21 protein-coding genes are annotated in these 21,910 nt (G+C 67.6%); 12 read left to right on the forward strand and 9 right to left on the reverse strand.

Features of this window, described 5'->3' with window-relative positions; all coding sequences use genetic code 11:
- Nucleotides 1-18 precede the first annotated feature (18 nt).
- The 5 genes from C461_RS11090 (at nucleotide 19) to C461_RS16205 (ending at nucleotide 3,288) form a co-directional block, all read left to right on the forward strand.
- Complete coding sequence (locus C461_RS11090) at nucleotides 19-597, forward strand: GTP-dependent dephospho-CoA kinase family protein (protein WP_008001265.1); 579 nt, start codon at nucleotides 19-21, stop codon at nucleotides 595-597.
- Between the two features lie 94 nt (nucleotides 598-691).
- Entirely contained in the window at nucleotides 692-997 is a 306-nt protein-coding gene (locus C461_RS11095) for a 30S ribosomal protein S24e (RefSeq protein WP_008001267.1), read from the forward strand.
- An 11-nt stretch (nucleotides 998-1,008) separates the two neighbouring features.
- Nucleotides 1,009-2,661, forward strand: coding sequence for a bifunctional N(6)-L-threonylcarbamoyladenine synthase/serine/threonine protein kinase (locus C461_RS11100; protein WP_008001270.1), 1,653 nt, complete (start codon nucleotides 1,009-1,011; stop codon nucleotides 2,659-2,661).
- A 73-nt stretch (nucleotides 2,662-2,734) separates the two neighbouring features.
- Complete coding sequence (locus C461_RS11105) at nucleotides 2,735-3,034, forward strand: DUF5808 domain-containing protein (RefSeq protein ID WP_008001273.1); 300 nt, start codon at nucleotides 2,735-2,737, stop codon at nucleotides 3,032-3,034.
- A 119-nt stretch (nucleotides 3,035-3,153) separates the two neighbouring features.
- Nucleotides 3,154-3,288 carry a hypothetical protein gene (locus C461_RS16205; RefSeq protein ID WP_008001275.1) on the forward strand — a complete coding sequence of 45 codons (135 nt, stop codon included), beginning with the start codon at nucleotides 3,154-3,156 and terminating at the stop codon, nucleotides 3,286-3,288.
- Nucleotides 3,289-3,322: 34 nt separating this feature from the next.
- On the opposite strand, the gene C461_RS11110 is transcribed toward C461_RS16205, so the two are convergent.
- The 4 genes from C461_RS11110 to pyrH form a co-directional block, all read right to left on the reverse strand.
- Entirely contained in the window at nucleotides 3,323-4,270 is a 948-nt protein-coding gene (locus tag C461_RS11110) for a sensor histidine kinase (RefSeq protein WP_008001277.1), read from the reverse strand.
- Between the two features lie 75 nt (nucleotides 4,271-4,345).
- The gene (locus C461_RS11115) at nucleotides 4,346-4,582 is read right to left on the reverse strand and encodes a DUF7573 domain-containing protein (RefSeq protein ID WP_008001278.1); all 237 of its coding nucleotides are present in this window, start codon (nucleotides 4,580-4,582) and stop codon (nucleotides 4,346-4,348) included.
- Nucleotides 4,583-6,307, reverse strand: coding sequence for a lysine--tRNA ligase (lysS, locus tag C461_RS11120; RefSeq protein WP_008001279.1), 1,725 nt, complete (start codon nucleotides 6,305-6,307; stop codon nucleotides 4,583-4,585).
- Nucleotides 6,304-7,023, reverse strand: coding sequence for a UMP kinase (gene pyrH / locus C461_RS11125; protein ID WP_008001280.1), 720 nt, complete (start codon nucleotides 7,021-7,023; stop codon nucleotides 6,304-6,306). Before pyrH ends, lysS begins: the two co-directional genes overlap by 4 nt.
- A gap of 148 nt (nucleotides 7,024-7,171) precedes the next feature.
- On the opposite strand from pyrH, the gene C461_RS11130 reads away from it, so the two are divergent.
- The 4 genes from C461_RS11130 (at nucleotide 7,172) to C461_RS11145 (ending at nucleotide 11,124) form a co-directional block, all read left to right on the forward strand.
- Nucleotides 7,172-8,026, forward strand: a complete 855-nt coding sequence (locus tag C461_RS11130; RefSeq protein ID WP_008001281.1) for a molybdopterin synthase — start codon at nucleotides 7,172-7,174, stop codon at nucleotides 8,024-8,026.
- A 564-nt stretch (nucleotides 8,027-8,590) separates the two neighbouring features.
- On the forward strand, nucleotides 8,591-8,851 hold the full coding sequence (locus C461_RS11135; protein WP_008001282.1) for a DUF7123 family protein: 261 nt from the start codon (nucleotides 8,591-8,593) through the stop codon (nucleotides 8,849-8,851).
- Between the two features lie 211 nt (nucleotides 8,852-9,062).
- On the forward strand, nucleotides 9,063-10,214 hold the full coding sequence (locus tag C461_RS11140) for a site-2 protease family protein (RefSeq protein WP_008001283.1): 1,152 nt from the start codon (nucleotides 9,063-9,065) through the stop codon (nucleotides 10,212-10,214).
- A gap of 37 nt (nucleotides 10,215-10,251) precedes the next feature.
- Entirely contained in the window at nucleotides 10,252-11,124 is an 873-nt protein-coding gene (locus tag C461_RS11145; RefSeq protein WP_239639118.1) for an FkbM family methyltransferase, read from the forward strand.
- Nucleotides 11,125-11,198: 74 nt separating this feature from the next.
- Here the strand turns inward: C461_RS11145 and C461_RS11150 are convergent, their stop codons facing one another.
- The 4 genes from C461_RS11150 to C461_RS11165 all read right to left on the reverse strand — a co-directional run bounded on the left by C461_RS11150 (nucleotide 11,199) and on the right by C461_RS11165 (nucleotide 14,962).
- Entirely contained in the window at nucleotides 11,199-12,872 is a 1,674-nt protein-coding gene (locus tag C461_RS11150) for an ABC1 kinase family protein (RefSeq protein WP_008001285.1), read from the reverse strand.
- Between the two features lie 3 nt (nucleotides 12,873-12,875).
- On the reverse strand, nucleotides 12,876-13,286 hold the full coding sequence (locus C461_RS11155) for an Hsp20/alpha crystallin family protein (RefSeq protein ID WP_008001286.1): 411 nt from the start codon (nucleotides 13,284-13,286) through the stop codon (nucleotides 12,876-12,878).
- Between the two features lie 88 nt (nucleotides 13,287-13,374).
- Nucleotides 13,375-14,106, reverse strand: coding sequence for a DUF2391 family protein (locus C461_RS11160; protein WP_008001288.1), 732 nt, complete (start codon nucleotides 14,104-14,106; stop codon nucleotides 13,375-13,377).
- A 79-nt stretch (nucleotides 14,107-14,185) separates the two neighbouring features.
- The gene (locus C461_RS11165) at nucleotides 14,186-14,962 is read right to left on the reverse strand and encodes an alpha/beta fold hydrolase (RefSeq protein ID WP_008001290.1); all 777 of its coding nucleotides are present in this window, start codon (nucleotides 14,960-14,962) and stop codon (nucleotides 14,186-14,188) included.
- Nucleotides 14,963-15,121: 159 nt separating this feature from the next.
- Here C461_RS11165 and C461_RS11170 point away from each other — a divergent pair, with 159 nt between their 5' ends.
- On the forward strand, nucleotides 15,122-15,373 hold the full coding sequence (locus C461_RS11170; RefSeq protein WP_008001292.1) for a DUF7127 family protein: 252 nt from the start codon (nucleotides 15,122-15,124) through the stop codon (nucleotides 15,371-15,373).
- Nucleotides 15,370-17,646, forward strand: coding sequence for a CDC48 family AAA ATPase (locus tag C461_RS11175; protein ID WP_008001294.1), 2,277 nt, complete (start codon nucleotides 15,370-15,372; stop codon nucleotides 17,644-17,646). The genes C461_RS11170 and C461_RS11175 overlap by 4 nt, the downstream gene beginning before the upstream one ends.
- 56 nt (nucleotides 17,647-17,702) lie before the next feature.
- Here C461_RS11175 and C461_RS11180 read toward each other — a convergent pair whose 3' ends face one another.
- Nucleotides 17,703-17,951, reverse strand: a complete 249-nt coding sequence (locus C461_RS11180; protein WP_008001296.1) for a hypothetical protein — start codon at nucleotides 17,949-17,951, stop codon at nucleotides 17,703-17,705.
- Between the two features lie 439 nt (nucleotides 17,952-18,390).
- On the opposite strand from C461_RS11180, the gene C461_RS11185 reads away from it, so the two are divergent.
- Complete coding sequence (locus C461_RS11185; RefSeq protein WP_008001298.1) at nucleotides 18,391-21,552, forward strand: adenosylcobalamin-dependent ribonucleoside-diphosphate reductase; 3,162 nt, start codon at nucleotides 18,391-18,393, stop codon at nucleotides 21,550-21,552.
- Nucleotides 21,553-21,910 lie beyond the last annotated feature (358 nt).

Raw genomic sequence — 21,910 nt, forward strand, 5'->3', positions numbered from 1 at the left:
TCAGCCACTACCCCATCCATGCTCACACTTCCCAACTCTCTGCGCGACACGTTCAAGCAGCCGCTCGGCCCGGTGACCACCGACACCGACGAACTACTCGCGGATGCAGCGGAGACCCGCGGTGAGCGGGTCGCGCCTGATGCCCCGATCATCGCGGTAGGCGACGTGGTCACGTACCACTTACGGGAGGCGGGTCGCGTCCCCGATGTCGCGCTGATCGACGGAAAGACCGAGCGGGAGGCGGTTGACACGGAGATCGAGTCCGCACTCGCGGCCGCAGACGACCGCCGGATCCCCGTGGAGAACCCCGCCGCGTCGCTGTCAACAGAGTTGCTCGAGGCGCTCAGTGAGGCGCTCTCCGACGTCGACCCGGTCATCATCGAGGTAACCGGTGAGGAGGATCTGGCCGCGCTCCCCGCGATCCTCGCCGCGCCCGACGGCGCGAGCGTCGTGTACGGCCAGCCCGGTGAGGGGATGGTCCGGGTCGCGGTCACGCCGGAGTCCCGAACGGAGGCACGAGAGCTGTTCGAGGCGCTCGAGGGAGATGTTGAGGCGGCCTACAAGGCGCTCGGTCGCGTTCCCGACGGAGATCGGTGAGGCACGGCGAAGATCACCGAACGCTCGGCACCGGTGGCACCCCCGCTTCGAAATCCTTTTACAGCTTTCGAGGGGATATACGCCTAACTGAACCATGGACGTCGATATCATCTCCGAAGAGGAGAACCCGATGTTGCACCGCACGGACATCCGTTTCGAGACGACCCACGATGAGGCCACGCCCTCCCGACTCTCGGTCCGCGACTCGCTCGCGGCCAAACTCGACAAGGCCTCCGAAGAGGTCGTCGTCCACGAGCTCGACACGAAGTTCGGTATGCGAAAGACGGTCGGCTACGCGAAGGTGTACGACTCCGCCGAGGACGCGCTCGACGTCGAGCAGGAGTACATGCTCGAACGGAACAAGATCGGCGACGAGGACGCGGACGCCGAGGAAGCCTAACGGCCCGCCGAATGCGCGTTCTCGGCATCGAAGGTACCGCGTGGTGTGCGAGCGCCGCGCTGTATGACGCCGAGACGGACTCCGTTCTCATCGAATCAGACCCGTACGAACCGGATAGCGGCGGCATTCACCCGCGAGAGGCCGCCGAGCACATGTCCGAAGCGATCCCCGCGGTCGTCGACGCGGTGATGACCGCCGCTGAAGCCGAGTACGGAGCGGACGCGATCGACGCCGTCGCCTTCTCTCGAGGGCCGGGACTCGGTCCCTGCCTTCGCACCGTCGGGACGGCGGCTCGCGCGCTCGCGGGCGCGCTCGACGTCCCGCTCGTCGGCGTCAACCACATGGTCGCGCACCTGGAGATCGGCCGGCACCAGTCCGGCTTCGAGAACCCGGTGTGTCTGAACGCCTCGGGCGCGAACGCGCACCTGCTCGGGTACCACGACGGGCGCTACCGCGTGCTCGGCGAGACGATGGACGCCGGGGTCGGCAACGCGATCGACAAGTTCACGCGTCACGTCGGGTGGGACCACCCGGGCGGGCCGAAGGTCGAGGCGGCGGCGGCGGACGCCGACCCGGACGACCTCCTCGAGCTTCCGTACGTCGTGAAGGGGATGGATTTCTCGTTTTCGGGGATCAGTTCCGCCGCCAACGACGCGTTCGACGACGGCGTCCCGGTCGAGCGGATCTGTTTTGCCCTGCAAGAGCACGTGTTCGCGATGCTGACGGAGGTCTCGGAGCGCGCCCTCTCGCTGACCGGCGCCGACGAGCTCGTGCTGGGCGGCGGCGTCGCGCAGAACGAACGGCTCCGCGAGATGCTGTCGAGGATGTGTGCGGACCGAGGCGCCGACTTCCACGCGCCGGAGCCGCGGTTCCTCCGAGACAACGCGGGGATGATCGCCGTGTTGGGCGCGAAGATGGCGCGGGCCGGAGACACCCTCGCGATCCCTGACTCGGCGATCGATCCGAACTTCCGACCCGATCAGGTCCCGGTGACGTGGCGAGATGCCACCGGATCCGTGGCCCGGGGACGCGACGATGGCGAGGCTGAGACGCGGGGCGCGGAAGCGACCGTCGAGGTCGTGACCGATAGCGAGGGCGCCCGCCGCGTGATCAAGCGGCGCGTCCCGAAGACGTACCGACACCCGGAACTGGACCGGACGCTGCGGCGGGACCGGACGGTCGCGGAGGCCCGCCTGACGAGCGAGGCGCGTCGAGCCGGCGTGTCGACCCCGCTGGTGTACGACGTCGACGTGCCGAACGCGACGCTGACGCTCCAACACGTCGGGGCTCGCGACCTCGCCGCCGATCTCGACGAACGGTGGATGAGCGCGGTGGGCCGACACCTCGCTCGGCTTCACGGCGCCGGGATGGTCCACGGCGACCCGACGACGCGGAACGTCCGCGTCGGGACCTCGGGAAGCGACGGGAGCCGATCGGCCGACGGCGCCGCCCCGGCGACGCTCATCGACTTCGGGCTCGCGTTCCACTCCGGTCACGTCGAAGACCACGCGATGGACCTGCACGTGTTCGAGGGGTCCGTGCGCGCGACCGCGACCGACCCCGAACCGCTGATCGAGGCGTTCGAGTCGGGATACTCGGCGGTCGGTGAGGAGGTGGTTCTCGACCGGCTCGGCGACGTCGAGGGGCGCGGACGGTACCGGTGAGCAGGAGCGCCAGTCCGTCGGGCCGGGGGAGAGTTGCGCCACGATTTATATCCCCGGCGACCAACATGGTGGTATGGCAGACAAACCGTCGTCGGGAGAGATCCTCGGTATCCCGTACAACTTCGAGCGACCGAGCCTCGGTCGGCTGCTCTCGTCGTACTGGCAGCCCGGGAAGGGAATGCTCGTCGAGAAGCCGTTCGGAATCGGCTACACGCTCAACCTCGCTAACTGGCGGTCGTGGGCCGTCCTCGTCGTCGCCGGCGGGCTCTACTACCAGCAACAGCAGTCCGGCGCGAACGCCGGATCCGGTGCGAGCGATGACGCGGAGGAGGCGGACAACGGTCCCGTCGAAGTGATCGTCGACGACGACTGAACGCGATCGCAGACCGATCCGCGTCCGAACCGAGGAAAATACGAGCGGCTCCGCCGTCCGTTCTCAGCAACGATTCTTCGACGCGTTCTTTTAAATACGAGAACAACATAGCTGTGACAATGAAAGTGCAGTTCGAGTGCTCGTGTTCGGAGGATATCTCCGAGTTCACGCGCGGTCAGACGAGCCGCGGTGTCCACGTCGAGTGCGGAAATTGCGGTGCGGTGTACGCAGTGACGATCACGGAGCTCGACTAGCGCGGTCGGCGGCCGGCGCTCAGGCCGGCGTCGGTCACCGAGCCGCTGCCGTGTCGGTGTCGCGATCCGACGGCGGCGCGTCGACGCGTGCCGACTCGAATCGGAGCCGAACCGTGGTCCCGTCGTCCGTCGTTTCGAAGCCGACGGTCCCTCCCTGCGTCTCACACATCCACTTGACGAGCCACAGCCCGATACTACTCGCGTGCGACAGCGGCGTCTCCTCTTCGGCCTGCAACACCGCACGCTCGTCGTCGGGGATCCCCGGCCCGTTGTCGCGGACTGCCAGACAGGTCGTCGTTTCGGTCGTCTCTATCCGCGCAATGACCTCGCAGGTCGCCCCGTCGTTGTGGGTGACGGCGTTTTCGAACACCTCTCGGATCGGGTACTCGACGGACCGGTCGGCGCGGATCCACGCCGCCGAAGGCGACTCCACGGAGACGCACACGCCATCACCGTCGACGTCCGCCGCGGCCTCGCGGACCGTTTCGACGAGATCGATCCGGCTCGACGGTGGATCCGTGGACGCGTCCTCGATGACCCGCAACTTCTCGCTGATCGCGACCACGTCGTCCGTGGTCTGACGGATCGTCTCTAAACACTCCCGGCTCCGCTCGTCGTCGACGCGGTCGGCGAGCAGGTCCGCGTACCCCTGGATGATGTTGAGGTCGTTGCGGACGTTGTGTCTAAACACTCTGCTGAGCACCTGTATCTGCTGATTCGACGTCTCGAGGTCACGCCGAGCAGACACGGCCCGTTGACGGTGGTGTGCCGCCGCGCCGTACAGCAGCAGCGACGAGGCGCCGACGAGCAGCCACCCATCGATGAGCCGCACCGGCGCTCGGACGCCGAGCGCACCGGTCGTCCCGGTCGCAACCGCGACCGCGAAATCGCTGAGGGGAACGAAGAGCGCACCGAGACAGAGATACGCGATCGCGAGGGTCCGCGGCGATCGGTCAAAGAGGGAGGCCGGGTCAAATTCCATGAATATCCAACTTGACCTCAACGGATCGGTCTCGTACGGAACGAGTCGTTCCGTCCGTATTAAATCCGATCGCCGTTACCACTCTGCGCAGTCGGCACAGAGGAGATCGCCGTCGTCGAACCACCCGCGGGTGGCTCGCTCGCCACAGCGGTCGCAGTCGGTCCCCGCGTCGATCCAGGCCGAGGTCGAGACCGCCGGATCGACGTCGGTCGGGGTGTCGTCGCTTGCGGGGTCGGTCGCGGTGTCGTCGCTGTCGGAAACACCACCGGCGTCCGATCCCGCGAACTCGTCGAGCGAGCGGTCCTCGACCATCTACGCCTCCCGGCGGAGCCGCGCCACGACGTAGTCGCGCTCCAGTTCCCCGAGGAACTCGCCGAGCCGCGGCCCCTGCGTGTCGTCGAAGAAGAGCCGGTATCCGGCCGAGAAGAACTCGCTGACCTCGATGTCGTGCTCCCGGGCGGTCTCGTACATCTCCGCTTGAATCGCTTCGCCGTCGTGGCCCGCGGCGACGAAGTCGGCGAGGTCGTCGAGCGCGGCGGCCACGTCGTCGTCGAAGTCAGTCTCGGGCAGATCGGTCTGGAGCCGGTAGTCGTACTCGTTCGCCGTCCGCTCGGCCCAGTTGCGCGCCTTCTCGACGCGGGCGAGCGCGGCTTCGACCACGGTCTCGGACGCGTCCGAGGGGATGTGTCCCTCGTCGCGGGCGAGGCGCTCGCGGAGCGCGGGGTCGTCGACCATGCCGAGAACGGCCGCGAACGTGTACGGGAGTCGGACGGGCGGTTCGGTCGGCGGGTCGTCCACGCGGCCGACGACGAACGGGTACGCGCGCTCGGCGAAGGCGGTCAGATCCTCGTCGTCGACCTCGCCGAAGTAGGCGCGTTCGAACCGGTCGAAGCGGTCGACGAGCTGGTCGAGCCGCTCGATGTCGAGGTCCCGCGCCTTCTTCGGGTGCAGCGCGAAGAAGTACCGGAGCACGGCCGGTTCGAGCAGTTCGAGCAGCTCCGGGACGGTGACGATGTTGCCGGCCGACGAGGAGAGCGGCGCCCCGTTGAGCGTGAACCACTCGTACACCATCGGCACCGGCGGCTCGATCCCGAAGACGTTCCGCGCCACGTCGACGCCGGACGGCCACGAGCCCTCCGCGTGGTCCTTCCCGAACGGTTCGAAGTCGACGCCGAGCACGTCCCACTGGCCCGGCCACTCCAGCCGCCACGGGAGCTTCCCCTCGCGGAACGTGGCCGTCCCCTCGTGGCCGCAGCCCTCGATGGTGTTGTCGCCGACGTCCATGTCGGTGCAGACGTACGTCACCGTCTCGGCGTCCAGATCGATCGCGGTGACCGTTTCCGTGATCTTCCCGCACTCTGAACAGACCGGGTTGAACGGGACGTACTCGTCGTCGACTTTGTCCTGGTACTGCGCGAGCACCTCGCGGACGCCGTCCAGATCCGAGAGCACCGTTCGAGTCACGTCGTCGAACGCACCGTCGGCGTACAGCTCGGTGTTCGACACCATCTCGACCGGGATGCCGAGGCGGTCGGCGTCGGCTTTTAACAGGGCCGCGAAGTGGGCCGCGTACGACTCGCGCTCGCCGAACGGGTCCGGGATCGACGTGTACGGCTTGCCGAGGTTGCGACCGAGTGCGCCCGCGTCGACCTCGCCGAGCCCGACGATCTCGCCGTCGGCGTTCGCCAGCTTGCGGGGGAGCTTGCGCAGCGGGTCCTTGTCGTCCGACGTGAACACCTGTCGGACCTCGTGGCCGCGCTCGCGGAGCACCTCCGCGACGAAGTAGCCGCGGATGATCTCGTTGAAGTTTCCGAGGTGTGCGACGCCCGACGGGGAGACGCCGCCCTTGATGACGATCGGGTCGTCGGGGTGACGGGCTTCGATTTCGTCGGCGACGACGTCGGCCCAGAAGGCGTGGAAGTCGTCGTCACCGCCGGACGCAGCATCGCCGTCGGCACCCTCGTCTCCCTCTCGCCCCTGCGCAGAGAGGATGTGCGGGGAGTCGTCGTGTGCCGGATCGGGTCGGTCGTCGGTCATGTGTCCCCCGTCCAGTAGCTCGGCTCGTCCGTTCCGGTGGGGACCACGTCGGTCCCGGTGTGATCGCCGCGGAGCACGGCGTCGACGACGGCGCTCGGGTCGGTGCCGTCGAGGACGATGGACCGGATTCCCGCGCGGTCGATCAGCTTGGCGGCGAGCAGGTCGACGGGGGCCGAGGCGCCGGCGTTCCGGCTCATCGGGAGCACGATGTCGACGAGCGCCGCGGGCGACAGCTCCGCGAACTGGCTCGCGTCGGCGTCGACGTTGGGGTCGGCGTCGTACACGCCGTCGGCGCTCGTCGCGTACACGAGCAGGTCGGCGTCGACCGACTCCGCGAAGGCCGCCGCGACCGCGTCCGTGGTCTGTCCCGGGGTGACGCCGCCCATCACCGACACCTCGCCGCGTCGGAGGGCCTCCGCGGCCTCGTCGTACCCCGTCGCCGGCGAGACGTTCGCGCGGTCTTCGAGCGCGGCGATCAGCAGCCGAGCGTTGAGCCGGGTCGTCCCGATGCCGAGCTGGTCGAGCTCAACCTCGTTCGCGCCGAGCTCTCGCGCCGTCTCGATGTACTCGCGCGCGACCCCGCCCCCGCCGACGACGACGCCGACCTCGCAGCCGTCGGCGGCCACCCGTTCGATCGCCTCGGCGTACGCGGCCACCCGTCCGGGATCGAGATCGGGCGCGAGCACGCTCCCGCCGATAGAAACGACGACTCTCATTACCGTCGAATATCGCTGTCGCGGTCTTAAGGATTATCAAGCCCGGACGCCGGAGCCGATCGGCGGCGCCGATCGACGGCCGACGGATCGGCTCACAGCGAACGGCACAGCGGGAAACGCCTAAGCCGCTCGCACCCCGCCCTCGGGTATGCAACCGATATCGATCGTGGGTCCCGCGGCGGCCGACCTCGCGGACGCGCTCGCGGACCGGCTCGACGGACGGGTCGCCGTCGTGGCGTGCGGGTCCGACGACGACAGCGCCACCGGCGCCGACGCCACCGACGGCGGGGTCGCCGCGCCGGAACGGGCGGCCGACATCGCGGCCGGCGCCGACACGGAGCTGTCGCTCGCACCGAGCGGGGACTGGACGGGCGCCGGTCGCGTCGAGGGACTCGACGACCTCCTCGACGGACTCGCACCCGACCACGAGTATCTCGTCGCGGTCGGTGAATCCCGCCTGCGCGTGCCGACGGTGCTGCTCGGGGCGGACGCGGATCCGGCGACCGTCCCGGGGACGGTGATCGCGACGGCAGACTCGGCCGACGGGGTCGACGTCGACGACCTCGTCGTCGAACTCGACGGTGCGGAGCCGTGGATCACCAGGGAGACGCTCGTGCGGCGGGTCGAGACGTCCGCAGACGCGGACCGATCGGGCGCGATAGCGACGTTCACGGGGCGCGTTCGCGCCCGCGACGCCCCCGACGACGACCGGACGACGCACCTCGCGTTCGAGAAGTACGAGGGGGTCGCCGCGGAGCGCATGGAGGCGATCAGCGCGGAACTCGCGGAGCGAGACGGTGTGTTCGACGTCCGAATGCACCATCGGACCGGCGTGATCGAAGCGGGCGAGGACATCGTGTTCGTCGTCGTCCTCGCGGGGCACCGCAGGGAGGCGTTCCGAGCCGTCGAAGACGGGATCGACCGGCTGAAAGACGAGGTGCCGATATTTAAAAAAGAGACCACGGAAGCCGAGGAGTTCTGGGTACACCGACGGGATTCGTAGCTCGCACTCGACGTAGGTGTCGTCGGAGGCTCGTTCCGCGTGGCGTTCCACGTCGCGTCCCACGTCGCGTGAACCCGATACGGGTCGGGCACCGATCCGAGACCGACTGGATACTGACCAGGCGCTGGCCGGATACTGACCTAGCGCTGGCCGGATACTAACCTAGCGCTGATCGGATACTGACCGGACGCCAGCCGAGAGCCGACTGGAAGGTAGCCGAAAGTACATCGGTAGTCAGCGGCGTTCCACTCTCCGAGCGATCGATGTGTGCAGGCGCGGGCGAACCGGAACGGGACGCGCGGGCGAACCGATCGACCGCAATTACCGGGCTTTTTTGCCGGCTTACTTCGGGGTTATCGGACCACGGAGCGTCGGCGCTTGACCCATCTCGGATCGTCGATCGAACGGTTCTAACAAGATTATAAAACGTCTAGCGTGTTTTAGAACCGTTGTGAACGATTCGTCAGACACGTTTTAGCGCCGATCAATATCCTAAAACGCCCTGAACACCGCCCAACGGTCTGTCCTTTATAACACCCTCCGAGGACAAGCGGGGAGTGTACCATGAGCGCGACCGCAAACCCCTCCACGAACGCGAACCCGACCGCCGATCTCAGCAAGGAAGAGCGGCTGAAGCGGTACCTGCTCGACCGCGCCGAGGACGGCGAGATGTACTTCAAAGGGAAGTTCATCGCCGACGATGTCGACCTCTCGCCCAAAGAGATCGGCGCCCTGATGGTGAAGCTCCGCGACTCCGCCACGGAACTCACCGTCGAGAAGTGGTCGTACACGGGCGCGACGACGTGGCGCATCGAGCCGGCCTGAAGCGGAATCGAACGCGAACTGCACCGGCCCGATCGCCGACGAACGCGGATCGCACCGGCCGCTCGCTCTATAAACCGCGCGAATTACGCGGTCCCCGCACGCGAGTTGTGGCGAGCCGATCTCTGAACGAGGTTTTTGAACACGGGTCCCGCTTGCGACGAGACTCTCGGTCGACGCGGGGTTTATACTCGACGACGGGTTACGATCGGCGATGGCAGAACACGAGGACGGGGCGGCGTCGGAGGCGGCCCGCGTCCCGCGTCCCGATCCCCTCCAGACGTTTTTCAGGATCGACGACGTTCGCGTGGAAGGCGGTCGCGTGCGATACGTCGGCGAGTCGTACGTCCCGGAGCGAACGCTGCTGCGGAAGATCGTGCCGCCGTTCCGGGAGGCCGGCTACGACGTCGACGTCGAGACCGTCGCGGGGCGGCACGTGGTCGTCGCGACGCCGTTCGACCGCGGCCGGGACGGGATTCCCTGGGTCAACGTCGGGATGTTCCTCGCGACGGTGCTCTCGACGCTGTTCGTCGGCGCCGTCGGCTGGTACTACGTCCCGTTCGCGGAGATTCGCGCGAATCCGCTGACGATGCTGCAGGCGTGGCCGTTCACGGCCGCCGTCCTCGGCGTACTGATGATCCACGAGCTCGGGCACTACGCGATGGGCCGCTATCACGGGGTGAGCGTCTCGCTGCCGTACGTCATTCCCTTCGTCTTCCCGTTCGGCACCCTCGGCGCCGTGATACGGATGCGAGGGCGGATGCCCTCCCGGAAGGCGCTGTTCGACATCGGCGCGGCGGGGCCGATAGCGGGGCTCGTCGCCACCGTCGCCGTCACCGTGATCGGACTCTCGCTCGATCCCATTCAGGTTCCGTCCGAGGTGGCGAACTCCTCGGGAACGGTGATCCGGTTCAACAACCCCCCGCTGTTGGAGATCATCGCCGACCTCACCGGCCAACCGACGGGGTACGCCGACGCGAGCCGAACCGCCCACCCCGTCGTCATCGGCGGCTGGCTCGGGATGTTCTTCACCCTGCTCAACCTCCTGCCGGTCGGCCAGCTCGACGGAGGCCACATGGTCCGGGCGATGCTCGGCCCCCGACAGGAGACCGTGGCCGCACTGGTGCCCGGCGCGCTGTTCTCGCTGGCCGCGTACCTCTACTTTTGGCGCGGGCTCGGGCTCGACGGCTCGGTCGGGCTGTGGACGTTCTGGGGGGTGTTCTCGCTCGTGATCGCGTTCAACGGCCCGGCGAATCCCGACGACGAGCGACGGCTCGGCTGGCCCCGGCTCGCGGTCGGAGTCGCGACGTTCGCGCTCGGCGCGCTGTGTTTCCTCCTCGTGCCCATCGAGATCGTCACCCCGTAACGCGATGTTCGGGGGACGAACGCGGACGCGAACGCGGGTGCGAGAACGCCTCGAACGGGTCGGGTTCCGGACGCTGTACCGGATCGCCGACCTCACGTACGCGCTCGGGATCGCCACGCCGAAGCGGACCGTCGCCGGCACGTACTGGAGCTACGAGCCGACGAACCCTCACGGCGACGACCCGGGACTGGCGGCCCTCGACGCCCTCCCCGCCGACGCGACGGTGTTGGACGTGGGGGCGCACGTCGGCGAACACGCCATCCCGCTCGCCCGCGGTACCGAGCGGGAGGTGGTCGCCTTCGAGCCGAACGGGGAGAGCGCCGACCGGCTGGCTCGGAACGCCCGCCGGAACGGGTTTGTCGTCGGTTCCGGCGTCGAACAGGGCGGCGACACCGCGCAGGGCGGCGACTCGGGAGGAGGTATCGCTCTCCGCCGCGCCGGGATCGGCGACGCGAACGCGACGCTGTCGTTCTACCGGTCGACGTTCTCGAAGTGCTCGGCGTTCGATCGCGACCGCGCGACCCGGTGGGGCGCCGCGGTCGACGCCGTCGAACCGGTGCCGATCCGACGGCTCGACGACCTCGTCGAGGGAATCGACGATGGCGGCGCCGAGGTGGGAGCGATCGACGAGGCGGGATCCGACGGGGAACTCACCGAGTCAGAGCGCTCGCACGCGACGGCTCCCGTCCCGGCGCCCGATGCGATCAAAGTCGACGTCGAAGGGCACGAGCTGGCCGTGCTCCGCGGAGCGACGGCGACGGTTGCGCGGTACCGGCCACTGTTGGTGATCGAGGTGCACGACGAGACGGCAGACGACGGCGACGGAACCGTCGCTCGGCTCCGGGAGTGGCTCGCGGATCGGAATTACGCGGTGGAAGAAGCCGGGGCCGTCTGGATCTGTCGGGGGTGACACACAGCGCGGATGGAGCGTGCGCGGGGGCGACGAGACCGCACGCGAACGGCGATCGGACCGCGCGCGAACGGTCAGTCGTCGCGGCGGTTCTTCATGCCCTGTCTGGTGAACTGCGGGGTGGTGCGGAGGCCGCGCTTCGCCCGGAAGGAGCGGTACAGCGCGACGGCCAGCGGGGCGGCGAGCACGAGGACCACCGCCGCGAGCCGCCACTCGTCGGCGAACGAGTAGAGGATCGTCGCCGAGAGCACGCCGACCGCGAGCAGCACCGAGTAGGCGATCCGCATCGCGAGCTTGTCGAGGACGTGCGTGTCGTCCTCGATCGTGACGTCGACGTGGAGGTTCCCGCGGTTCGCCGTTTTCAGGAACTCGTTCGCCCGCGGCGGAACCGTAAACAGCGCCTCGGCGGTCCGCTGGGCCTGTCGGCCGGCGTCCTCGGCGAGGTTACGGGCGGTCTCCTCGTAGTAGCCCTCCGCTTTCAGGTACTCCGTGGCCGTAGAGATGAAGTCGAACTCGGGATCGAGCGTGACGCAGACCCCCTCGACGACGGTCGCGACGCGCAACACGAGGGCGAGATTCGGCGGGAGTCGGAGCGGGAACTCGTAGATGGTGGACTCCACCTGCTCGATGATCTGATTCACCTGGTACTGTTCGATGTCCTCGCCGCTGGCGTCGGCGATGGCGAGTTCCATCACGTTACCCATCACCTCGCGGTCGGCCTCGGGCGAGAGCGTCCCCATCGCGATCAGGGTGTCGAGGATGCCGTCGATGTCCTGTCGTGCGACCGCGACGTAGAAGTCGACGATCTTCTCCTGAATGTACGGGTCGACCCGGCCGGCCATCCCGAAGTCGTAGAAGATCACGGCGCCGTCGTCGTCGACGGCGAGGTTTCCCGGGTGCGGGTCCGCGTGGAAGACGCCGTCCTCGATGATCATCTGGAGGTACACCTCCTGGAGCGTCTCGGCGACGGCGTTGCGATCGAGTCCGGCGGCGTCGAGGGCGTCGACGTCGCTGATCTTCGTCCCGGGGATGTACTGCATGGTGAGCACCCGCGGCCCGGAGACCGCCTCGTACGCGGTCGGGATGCGGATCCGGTCGTCGTCCGCGAAGTTGGCGCGGATCGCTTCGAGCATCTCCCGCTCGCGGCCGTAGTCCATCTCCTCGCGGATGGTCTTCGCGAACTCGTCGGCGAGGTTCTCCAGCGAGAACGACTGGCCGGCCCCCGTGAACCGCTTGATGAGCGGGATCGACCACCGGATGGTGCGGAGGTCGGCCTCGACGAGCGATTCGATTCCCGGACGGCGAACCTTCACGGCGACCGACTGGCCCTCGTACTGGGCCGTGTACACCTGACCGAGGCTGGCGCCGCTTATCGGCTCGCGGTCGAAGTCGTCGAAGACCTCGTCGACCGGGCCGAGCTCGTCTTCGAGAACGACTTTCGACTCCGCCCAGGGGGCGGGAGGCACGTCGTCTTGGAGCCCTTCCAGCACCTCGATGTACGCCGGCGGGAGGATGTCCGGCCGCGTCGAGAGGATCTGACCGAGCTTGATGAACGTCGGGCCGAGCGTGAGCAGAATGTCGAGGAGGACCGCGGCGCGCTCCCGTTGGGTCTCCGCGTCGACCTCGCGGCTTCGACCGAACAGCAGGAACCGCTTCCGGTCTCGCCAGTAGGCGAGGATCAGCGGCGAGAAGCGCCGCAGAACCACGACGAACCGCCAGTAGGCGCGAATGTTTACCAGCGTCACCACCCGTTAGGCGTCGTCCTCGGCGTCCTCGACGCCCTCAGCGTCCTCAGCGTCCTCGATGTCGCCCTCGTCGATCGGGATGGTACGGGTGGCGTCGCCGCTCCGCTTGGGAATCGTGACTTCGAGGACCCCGCGGTCCATCTCGGCGTCGGCGCCGCTGCCGTCGGCGTCGGCGGGGAGGGGGAGTTCGGCGTCGAGGAACAGCGGACGGTCCTCGCGGACGTAGCGGAATCCGTCGGGGATTCCCTTTTCGCGGCGCCCCTCGATGACGATCCGCCCGTCCTCGGCGAGCACCTCGGTCGTCTCCGGGGTCGCGCCGGGGAGGTCGACAACGAGCACGTACCCATCGTCGGATTCGAGCAGATCCGCGAACACCGCGTCCGGGAGATCCCGGAGCGCGTCACGTAACGCTGACATGTACAACGGTACGGTCGCCGCAGCGAAAAAGGTGTGGAAACGGGGGAACCAGCCGTCGGCCGATCGGAGTCGCGAGGAGGCGAGCCGGTCAGTCGTCGCGGCCGCGGTCGCCGATGTCGAGATCGAACCGCCCGAGATCCGCCCCCTTCGACTCGCCGGGAAGGATGTCGCCCAGCCCCGCGCCGAACGCGGCCGCCGACCAGACGACGGCCACGCGGCCGGCCTGTTCGACCGTCGTGGGGGAACCCTCGTGAAGCCGACCCCACAGCAGGAGCATAAACACCGACGTGAACAGCGAAACGGTGAGTATCCCGGCGTATCGGCGGGGGATGATCCCCAGTATCGGATGCCTGATCGTGATCTCCCGGAAGTCGGCGAAGTAGAGCAGGCCGGCGGTCATGACCAGCACGAACGCCACGTGCGCGAAGAGCAGGACGGGGACGCCGCGGACCGTCGTCGCGGCGAACCAAGCGGCGATCTCGAAGACGCCCCCCTCGACGAGCAGCGGCAGCGCGAAGAGCACGGCCCCGACGAACGCCTCGGCCATGTCTCGGGACGTGTACTTCGTGATCCGGCTCGTAAACACCGAGCTGCCCGGCATCCGTTCGACGAGCGAGATCGTCTCTCTGACCTGCGCTCGCTCGTCCGGGTCGTCGACCGCGTGCTGGAGGGCGTCCAGCGTCTCCAAGAGGTCGTCGAGGTCCGGATCCTCGGACTCGGGGACGGGAGGCGTCGCATCGACCGACTGGTCGTCGCTCGACGGGCGCCCCGAGTCGTCCGCCGACTCGTCCTCGGTCGCCGGCCGGTCCTCACCAGTCATGACGCAGAGGTGGACGCCATCGGGGCAAAAGGGTACCGCAGGCCGGCGGGTCGGCGCTTTCGGCCCCGAGACAGAGCCCTCACGCCGAGATTCGACGGACGAACGCCGCGAGCGCCGCGTTGAACGCCGCAGGCCGTTCGAGCATCGCGAGGTGTGCGGCGTCCTCGATCACCGCCCGCTCGCAGTCGTCGATCCGCTCGGCGAAGAAGTCGTGGTACGCCGGGGGCGTCAGCGCGTCGTGTTCGCCGACGATCGCGAGCGACGGGACCGCGATCTCGGAGAGCCGGTCGCGGACGTCGAAGGCGTGGCAGGTGCGGAAGTCCCGCTCGGTGACGGCGCGACCGCACTCGCGCATCTCCGCGCGCGACGCGTCCACGTACTCCGGGGACGCGTCGTGGAACAGTCGGTCCGGTTCGTGGAGGAGGTCGACGGCGCGGTCGAAGTCGGTCGCGAGCGCGTCCAGCAGCTCGGCCGTGACCGCGAGCTTCGCGCCCGTCCCCGCGAGTACGAGACCGTCGAGCGGGAGGTCTCGCTCGAGCGCGACCCACAGCGCGACCGCCCCGCCGAGGGAGTTCCCACAGAGGACGCTCGCGCCGGTCGCCTCGGCGACGGCGACGACGTCGTCCGCGTACGCGTCGAGCGCTTCGCGGCCGGCGGCCGCGTCGGTGTCGTCGCTGTCGCCGTGTCCGGACAGATCGAGCGCGACGACCGGGAACCGATCGCTTTCGCGCGACTGCGACTTCCACGCGCCTTTGCTGCCGCCGCTGCCGTGGATACAACACACCGCCGGTCCGTCGCCGCCGCGATCGGCGACCCGGTACGCGGTGGTGCGACCGTCGTGGGCGATCCGTTCCATGGGTCGATCAGTCGGAGGACGGTAATAAACGTCCGTCGGCGAATCCCAAGGCGTCACCACACCCTGAACCGCAACACTACCGCTACGTAGAATATCTACCCCCGTGGTGCGATTTTCTGCGACATGTTTAAATAGCTTGGCGCCTAACTTGTAGTTAGCATGAATCTCAAACAGACCCGATCGTCCGGCGACGATGCGTTACTCCGCCGGTACGAGTACGAAGACGGGTGGGTCGTCGCCGCCGATCTGGGCGCCGACGCCGAAAACGCCAGCGTCGACACCGTCGGAAGCACGGCGATCGTCGTTATCGAGGGCGACGGCGAGCCGGTCGAATCGGAGTTCGAGCTCCCGGGAACGGCCGAGCGCGTCGGGATCGAAAACGGCGTGATCACGATCGAGGGTGAGCGATGAACCTCACCGTTCGCCCGTTAAAACAGAAGGACGCCGGGCGCCGCCTCGCGGCGATCGACCGCGTGGCGGCCGAGGAGCTCGAGCTGTCGGGCGGCGACTTCATCCGCGTCGAGGGACAGAGCGGCGCCGCGATCGCCCGCGTCTGGCCCGGCTACCCGGAGGACGACGGCACGGGCGTCATCCGGATCGACGGGAAGCTCCGCCAAGAGGCGAGCGTCGGCATCGACGACAAGGTGACCGTCGAGTCCGTCGAGGTGAACCAGGCGGACCGGGTCACCATCGCGCTCCCCCAGCGGCTCGGCGTGCGCGGCGACGTGGGACGGTTCCTCCGCGACAAGCTCGCCGGTCAGCCGCTCACCGAGGGACAGACGATCCGCGTCCCCTTCGGGTTCGGTCTCATGGGCGGCGGCGGACAGGGACAGGCCGTTCCGGTGAAGATCGCCGAGACCGTCCCGTCGGGTACGGTCGTCGTCACCGACGCGACGGAGATCACCATCTCCGAGAAGCCCGCCGAGGAGATCGTCAGCGGCTCCGGCGCCGGCGGCGAGGGCGGCGAGGACGCCCCGGACGTCACCTACGAGGACATCGGGGGGCTCGACAGCGAACTCGAGCAGGTCCGCGAGATGATCGAGTTGCCCATGCGGCACCCGGAGCTGTTCAAGCGGCTCGGGATCGACCCGCCGCAGGGCGTCCTGCTCCACGGCCCGCCGGGCACCGGCAAGACGCTGATCGCGAAGGCGGTCGCGAACGAGATCGACGCCAGCTTCCACACGATCTCCGGCCCGGAGATCATGTCGAAGTACTACGGCGAGTCCGAAGAGCAGCTCCGTGACGTGTTCGAGGAGGCGACCGAGAACGCCCCCGCGATCGTGTTCATGGACGAGCTCGACTCGATCGCGCCCAAACGCGAGGAGGCCGGCGGCGACGTGGAACGCCGCGTCGTGGCCCAGTTGCTCTCGCTGATGGACGGCTTGGAGGACCGCGGCGAGGTCGTCGTCATCGGGGCGACGAACCGCGTCGACGCCATCGACCCCGCGCTCCGGCGCGGCGGGCGCTTCGACCGCGAGATCGAGGTCGGCGTCCCCGACCGCGACGGCCGCAAGGAGATCCTGCAGGTTCACACGCGGAACATGCCGCTGGTCGAGGAGATCGATCTCGACGAGTACGCCGAGAACACCCACGGCTTCGTCGGGGCCGACCTCGAATCGCTCGCGAAGGAGTCGGCGATGCACGCGCTGCGGCGCATCCGTCCCGAGCTCGACTTGGAGAGCGACGAGATCGACGCCGACGTGCTGAACTCCATCCAGGTCACGGAGACCGACTTCAAGGAGGCGATGAAGGGGATCGAGCCCTCCGCGCTCCGGGAGGTGTTCGTCGAGGTCCCCGACGTCACTTGGGACCAGGTCGGCGGACTCGAGGACACCAAAGAGCGGCTCCGTGAGACGATCCAGTGGCCGCTGGAGTACCCCGAGGTGTTCGAGGAGCTCGACATGCAGGCCGCCAAGGGCGTCCTGATGTACGGCCCGCCGGGCACGGGGAAGACCCTGCTGGCGAAGGCCGTCGCCAACGAGGCGGAGTCGAACTTCATCTCGATCAAGGGGCCCGAACTGCTCAACAAGTTCGTGGGCGAGTCCGAGAAGGGCGTCCGCGAGGTGTTCAGCAAGGCCCGCGAGAACGCGCCGACGATCGTGTTCTTCGACGAGATCGACTCGATCGCGACCGAGCGCGGCAAGAATTCCGGCGACTCCGGCGTCGGCGAGCGCGTCGTCTCCCAGCTGCTGACGGAGCTCGACGGGCTCGAGTCGCTGGAGGACGTGGTCGTCATCGCGACGACGAACCGCCCGGACCTGATCGACTCCGCGCTGCTCCGGCCCGGCCGACTCGACCGCCACGTGCACGTGCCCGTGCCGGACGAGGAGGCCCGCCGGAAGATCCTGGAGGTCCACACCCGCAACAAGCCGCTGGCCGACGACGTCGACCTCGACGCCATCGCCCGGCAGACGGACGGGTACGTCGGGGCCGACATCGAGGCGGTCGCCCGCGAGGCGTCGATGAACGCTTCCCGGGAGTTCATCGGCAGCGTCTCGCGCGAGGAAATCGGTGAGTCCGTCGGCAACGTCCGCGTGACGATGGCCCACTTCGAGGCGGCCCTCGACGAGGTGAACCCCAGCGTCACCCCCGAGACGCGCGAGCGCTACGCGGAGATAGAAAAGCAGTTCCAGCGGTCGGACGTCGATCGCCGGGACAGCGAACCCAGCGCCGCGTTCCAGTAAGCCGGCTCGGTTCGCCGCTGTTATTTTATCGCAGTTTCGAACGCCGCAGCGCAGCGTCAGATCAGTCCCAGCGTCGACAGCAGGAAGAACGCGGCGACGAGAACGATCGCGATCGTGACCAGTCGCCACGCCAGTTTCAGGACGAATTTCCCGACGATGATCACGAGCGCGACGGCGACGAGGCCGACGAGCAGTTGTCCCGTCTGCGTCCCGAGAACACCGGCCTGGAGCGGCGGTGACGTTGCGAGCGCAGCGAGGGTCGCGAGCGAAGCAGTCATGTGAGGGCCCACGACGAGGTCCGGCATAAGCTTGTGGGGAACGCTCGCCCTCGATATAAATAAGAAATGTGTCACTTCCCCGGAAAGCGCCGTCAGATAGGTCCGACAACAGACACCGAAGCGGCGGGTTATGGTCGCGGTAACGCGACCCAATACCGATGTGGGGACCGTCGGTCAACCCCCCTTTTGTTCCGGTGGGACGGTGGCCTCATCCCGCGGTTTTTTGTTCGAGACATCAGTTTCACTCTGGTCTGACTACGCTTATGTGCTCGGAGCCCGTTCGTTGTCGACGTACCCGACGATAGCGTCAGATGCGCGGGACAGACAGTATATAACGAACCAGACACGTAGCTGTCTGAGACGCCTACCGGGGCCCGATATCCGAACGTACAAGGGCCCGCCTCGCCAGTACACCAACACTACAGATGATCCATATCCAACACCGACCCAGCGGGGTGGCCGTCGAATGAGCAGCGACGGCGTCGCCGCCGACGAACTCGAACTGCCGATCAAACGAACCACGGGCGAGACGATGGAGGAGCGGCTCACCGCCAACGCCTACCAGAACATTCTGCCCGCGCGATACCTCCGAAAGAACGCGGACGGCGAGCCGATCGAGAACCCCGAGGAGCTGTTCGACCGCGTCGCGCGCAACGTCGCGCTCGCGGAGGCCGTCTTCGAGGCCGAGAATCAGGGCGTCGAGGTCACCGTCACGCCCGACCAGTTGAAGCCGGACCACCCGCGCCGCGACGAGCTCGCCGCCGAGGTGTTCGGCGCGGGCGTCACGGCCGACGACGACGCGGAGACCGCGCTCACCGCGCACAATGTCAACAAGTTCGCGTACGACACCGTCGTCCCCGAGCTTCCGGAGGGCGTCCGCGACCACGTCGAGGCGACCGCGGACCGGTTCCGCGACGGGATGGAGCAGCTCTCCTTTATGCCGAACTCCCCGACGCTGATGAACGCGGGCGACGAGCTCCAGCAGCTCTCGGCCTGCTTCGTCGACTCCCCCGGCGACGACATCACCGACATCCACCAGACCGCCAAGGAGGCGGCCGAGGTGTTCCAGTCCGGCGGCGGCATGGGGTACGCGTTCTGGAAGCTCCGCCCCTACGGCGACGCGGTCGGCTCCACCGGCGGGATCGCCTCCGGGCCGATCACGTTCATGCGGACGTTCGACCAGATGTGCGAGACGATCGCGCAGGGCGGCGCGCGCCGCGGGGCCCAGATGGGCGTCATGCGCGTCTCGCACCCCGACGTCATCCAGTTCATCCACTCGAAGAACAAGGACGTCTCGTTGGCCCACTCGCTGCGGCTCAACGACCCCGACGACTTCACGCACAACTCCTTCGCGGACGCCTTAGAGGAGGCTCGCGAACTCATCGACGAGGACGGAAAGGTGCCAGAGCACCTCCGAAACGCCGTCGAGGGTCACCTCTCGAACTTCAACATCAGCGTCGGCGTCACCGACGACTTCATGGAGGCGCTGTACAACGACGAGGAGTTCACCTTCACCAACCCGCGCACGGAGGAGCCGCACGTCGCGACGCCGGAGACGAAGGAGATCTACGACATGTTCGGCCTCGGCGAGCACGTCGAGGTCGGCGAGGTCCTCTCGATCCCCGCACAGGAGCTGTGGGACGACATGATCGAGGGCGCCCACGAGAACGGCGAGCCGGGCGTCATCTACCTCGAACGGGTGAACAAGGAGCACTCGTTCGACGTCGAGGAACACCCGGATCACCGGATCCTCGCGACGAATCCCTGCGGCGAGCAGCCGCTCGAAGAGTACGAGGCCTGTAACCTCGGTCACATCAATCTCTCGACGCTCGCGGCGCAGGACGCGCCGGACTGGCGTGTCTGGTCCGAAGCGCACGCCGACGAGTACGACTCCCAAGCCGAGGCGATCGACGCCTTCCTGGAGGAGGCGATCGACTTCGAGGAGTTCGACGAGCGGATCGACTACGGCACCCGCTTCCTCGAGAACGTCGTCACCATGTCGGACTTCCCGGTCGAGAAGATCGAACAGAAGGTCCGCGACATGCGGAAGATCGGCCTCGGGATCATGGGGCTCGCACAGCTGTACATCCAGCTCGGGATCCAGTACGGCACCGAGCCGGGCAACGAGGTCGCCCGCCAGCTGATGACGCACATCAACCACGCGTCGAAGCAGACCTCCCACGAGCTCGCGACGGAGCGCGGGCCGTTCAACGACTGGGAGGACTCGAAGTACGCGAACCCCACCGAGCACCGCGAGTGGTTCGAACACTACACCGGGCTCGACGCGGACGAGTGGGAGGACGGCTTCCCCGTCCGGAACCACAACACGACGACCATCGCGCCCACGGGCACGACGTCGATGATCGGCAACACGACGGGCGGCTGTGAGCCCATCTACAACGTCGCCTACTACAAGAACGTCTCCGACGACGTGCAGGGCGACGAGATGCTCGTCGAGTTCGACGACTACTTCCTGCGCACCTTAGAGGAGAACGACATCGACGTCGACGACGTCAAGCGGGAGGCCCAAGACCAGATGGCCGCAAACGAGTTCGACGGCGTGGACGGCTTGGAGACCGTGCCGGACGCGATTGGCGAGCTCTTCGTCGTCACCGGCGACCTCTCGGGCAAACAGCACGCGGCGGTCCAGTGCGCCTGCCAGCAGGGCGTCGACTCCGCCATCTCGAAGACGTGCAACTTCCCGAACGACGCCACGGCCGAGGAGATGGAAGAGGTGTACCGCTACATCTACGACCACGGCGGGAAGGGCGTCACCGTCTACCGCGACGGCACCCGCTCGAAGCAGGTGCTCACCACGCGCGCGAAGAACGCGGAGTTCGCCGACGAGAGCGAGGCGGCCGAGACGATCGTCGAGCAGATCGGCGAGGTGTTCGGCGGCATCGAGGCGTTCCTCGACAACGAGGACGTCCAGCAAGCAATCGACACGGAGATCGCCGACCTGCTGGAGGCCAGCGAGCAGCCGCGGATCGACTACAGCGAGCGCAGCCCCCGCCCCGACTCGCTGTCGGGCGTCACCCAGCGCGTCGAGACGGGCTACGGCAAGCTGTACGTCACCATCAACGAGGACGAGAACGGCCGCCCGTTCGAGCTGTTCGCGAATATCGGCCACTCCGGCGGCTACACCAACTCCTTCACGGAGGCGCTCGCGAAGGTGATCTCGACGGCGCTCCGTTCGGGCGTCGACCCCGAGGAGATCGTCGACGAGCTGCAGGGCACCCGGAGCCCGAAGGTCGCCTGGGACAAAGGCGAGCAGATCCAGTCGATCCCGGACGCGATCGGCACCGCGCTTCGGCGCTACCTCGACGACGACGTCGACAAGGGGATCCCCCAACAGCAGAGTCTCGACGACGTCGAGCGCGACCTCACGAACGAGTCCGCGAGCCAGACCGACGGCGGCGCGGCGGTCGACGATCCGGCCGCGAACGTGGCTGCATCCCCCGACGGACCGAACGCGGGCGACGCCGACGGCGCCGACGGTGCCGACGACGCGATGCAGGAACTCATCAAGGCGGGCGAATCGCCCGAGTGTCCCGACTGCGGGAGCATGAGTCTCTACTACTCCGAAGGCTGCAAGACGTGCGAGTCGTGCGGCTGGTCGGAGTGTTAAGGGCGTAGCAGGCGGCTTTTTGCGGCTTTGCGGGTTTTTCGCGACTGTTGTGCGAATTTTCACGACGCTTCGATCACGCGATCTGTAGTGCGATCGACTGCGGGAGTGAGTATCGCAGACCGCTGACGGCGACGCGGTATATAGATAACCGAGAACGGCGGCGACGATTGTTTATAAATGGATAGCCGCGGTCGGCGCGCTCCGGTGAGCGCCGCGAAGCGGTGCGAACCCGAGCGCGAGGGAGTCGGCTCGGCGTTTACAAACGCCGAGCCGACGAGGCTGGGGAGGCGTGAGGCGCGGTGCTGTGCGGTACGGTTGAGCCGTTAGCACCGTTTCTGCCACGATTAACGGCTTATAA

It is taken from the genome of Halorubrum aidingense JCM 13560, assembly GCF_000336995.1.
Taxonomy (GTDB): Archaea; Halobacteriota; Halobacteria; order Halobacteriales; family Haloferacaceae; genus Halorubrum; species Halorubrum aidingense.

What these genes read in the sequence shown, in the direction of transcription:
- C461_RS11090 (WP_008001265.1), top strand. Translation starts at nt 19, where the DNA reads ATGCTCACACTTCCCAACTCTCTGCGCGACACGTTCAAGCAGCCGCTC.
- C461_RS11095 (WP_008001267.1), top strand. Translation starts at nt 692, where the DNA reads ATGGACGTCGATATCATCTCCGAAGAGGAGAACCCGATGTTGCACCGC.
- C461_RS11100 (WP_008001270.1), top strand. Translation starts at nt 1,009, where the DNA reads ATGCGCGTTCTCGGCATCGAAGGTACCGCGTGGTGTGCGAGCGCCGCG.
- C461_RS11105 (WP_008001273.1), top strand. Translation starts at nt 2,735, where the DNA reads ATGGCAGACAAACCGTCGTCGGGAGAGATCCTCGGTATCCCGTACAAC.
- C461_RS16205 (WP_008001275.1), top strand. Translation starts at nt 3,154, where the DNA reads ATGAAAGTGCAGTTCGAGTGCTCGTGTTCGGAGGATATCTCCGAGTTC.
- C461_RS11110 (WP_008001277.1), bottom strand. Translation starts at nt 4,270, where the DNA reads ATGGAATTTGACCCGGCCTCCCTCTTTGACCGATCGCCGCGGACCCTC.
- C461_RS11115 (WP_008001278.1), bottom strand. Translation starts at nt 4,582, where the DNA reads ATGGTCGAGGACCGCTCGCTCGACGAGTTCGCGGGATCGGACGCCGGT.
- lysS (WP_008001279.1), bottom strand. Translation starts at nt 6,307, where the DNA reads ATGACCGACGACCGACCCGATCCGGCACACGACGACTCCCCGCACATC.
- pyrH (WP_008001280.1), bottom strand. Translation starts at nt 7,023, where the DNA reads ATGAGAGTCGTCGTTTCTATCGGCGGGAGCGTGCTCGCGCCCGATCTC.
- C461_RS11130 (WP_008001281.1), top strand. Translation starts at nt 7,172, where the DNA reads ATGCAACCGATATCGATCGTGGGTCCCGCGGCGGCCGACCTCGCGGAC.
- C461_RS11135 (WP_008001282.1), top strand. Translation starts at nt 8,591, where the DNA reads ATGAGCGCGACCGCAAACCCCTCCACGAACGCGAACCCGACCGCCGAT.
- C461_RS11140 (WP_008001283.1), top strand. Translation starts at nt 9,063, where the DNA reads ATGGCAGAACACGAGGACGGGGCGGCGTCGGAGGCGGCCCGCGTCCCG.
- C461_RS11155 (WP_008001286.1), bottom strand. Translation starts at nt 13,286, where the DNA reads ATGTCAGCGTTACGTGACGCGCTCCGGGATCTCCCGGACGCGGTGTTC.
- C461_RS11160 (WP_008001288.1), bottom strand. Translation starts at nt 14,106, where the DNA reads ATGACTGGTGAGGACCGGCCGGCGACCGAGGACGAGTCGGCGGACGAC.
- C461_RS11165 (WP_008001290.1), bottom strand. Translation starts at nt 14,962, where the DNA reads ATGGAACGGATCGCCCACGACGGTCGCACCACCGCGTACCGGGTCGCC.
- C461_RS11170 (WP_008001292.1), top strand. Translation starts at nt 15,122, where the DNA reads ATGAATCTCAAACAGACCCGATCGTCCGGCGACGATGCGTTACTCCGC.
- C461_RS11175 (WP_008001294.1), top strand. Translation starts at nt 15,370, where the DNA reads ATGAACCTCACCGTTCGCCCGTTAAAACAGAAGGACGCCGGGCGCCGC.
- C461_RS11180 (WP_008001296.1), bottom strand. Translation starts at nt 17,951, where the DNA reads ATGCCGGACCTCGTCGTGGGCCCTCACATGACTGCTTCGCTCGCGACC.
- C461_RS11185 (WP_008001298.1), top strand. Translation starts at nt 18,391, where the DNA reads ATGAGCAGCGACGGCGTCGCCGCCGACGAACTCGAACTGCCGATCAAA.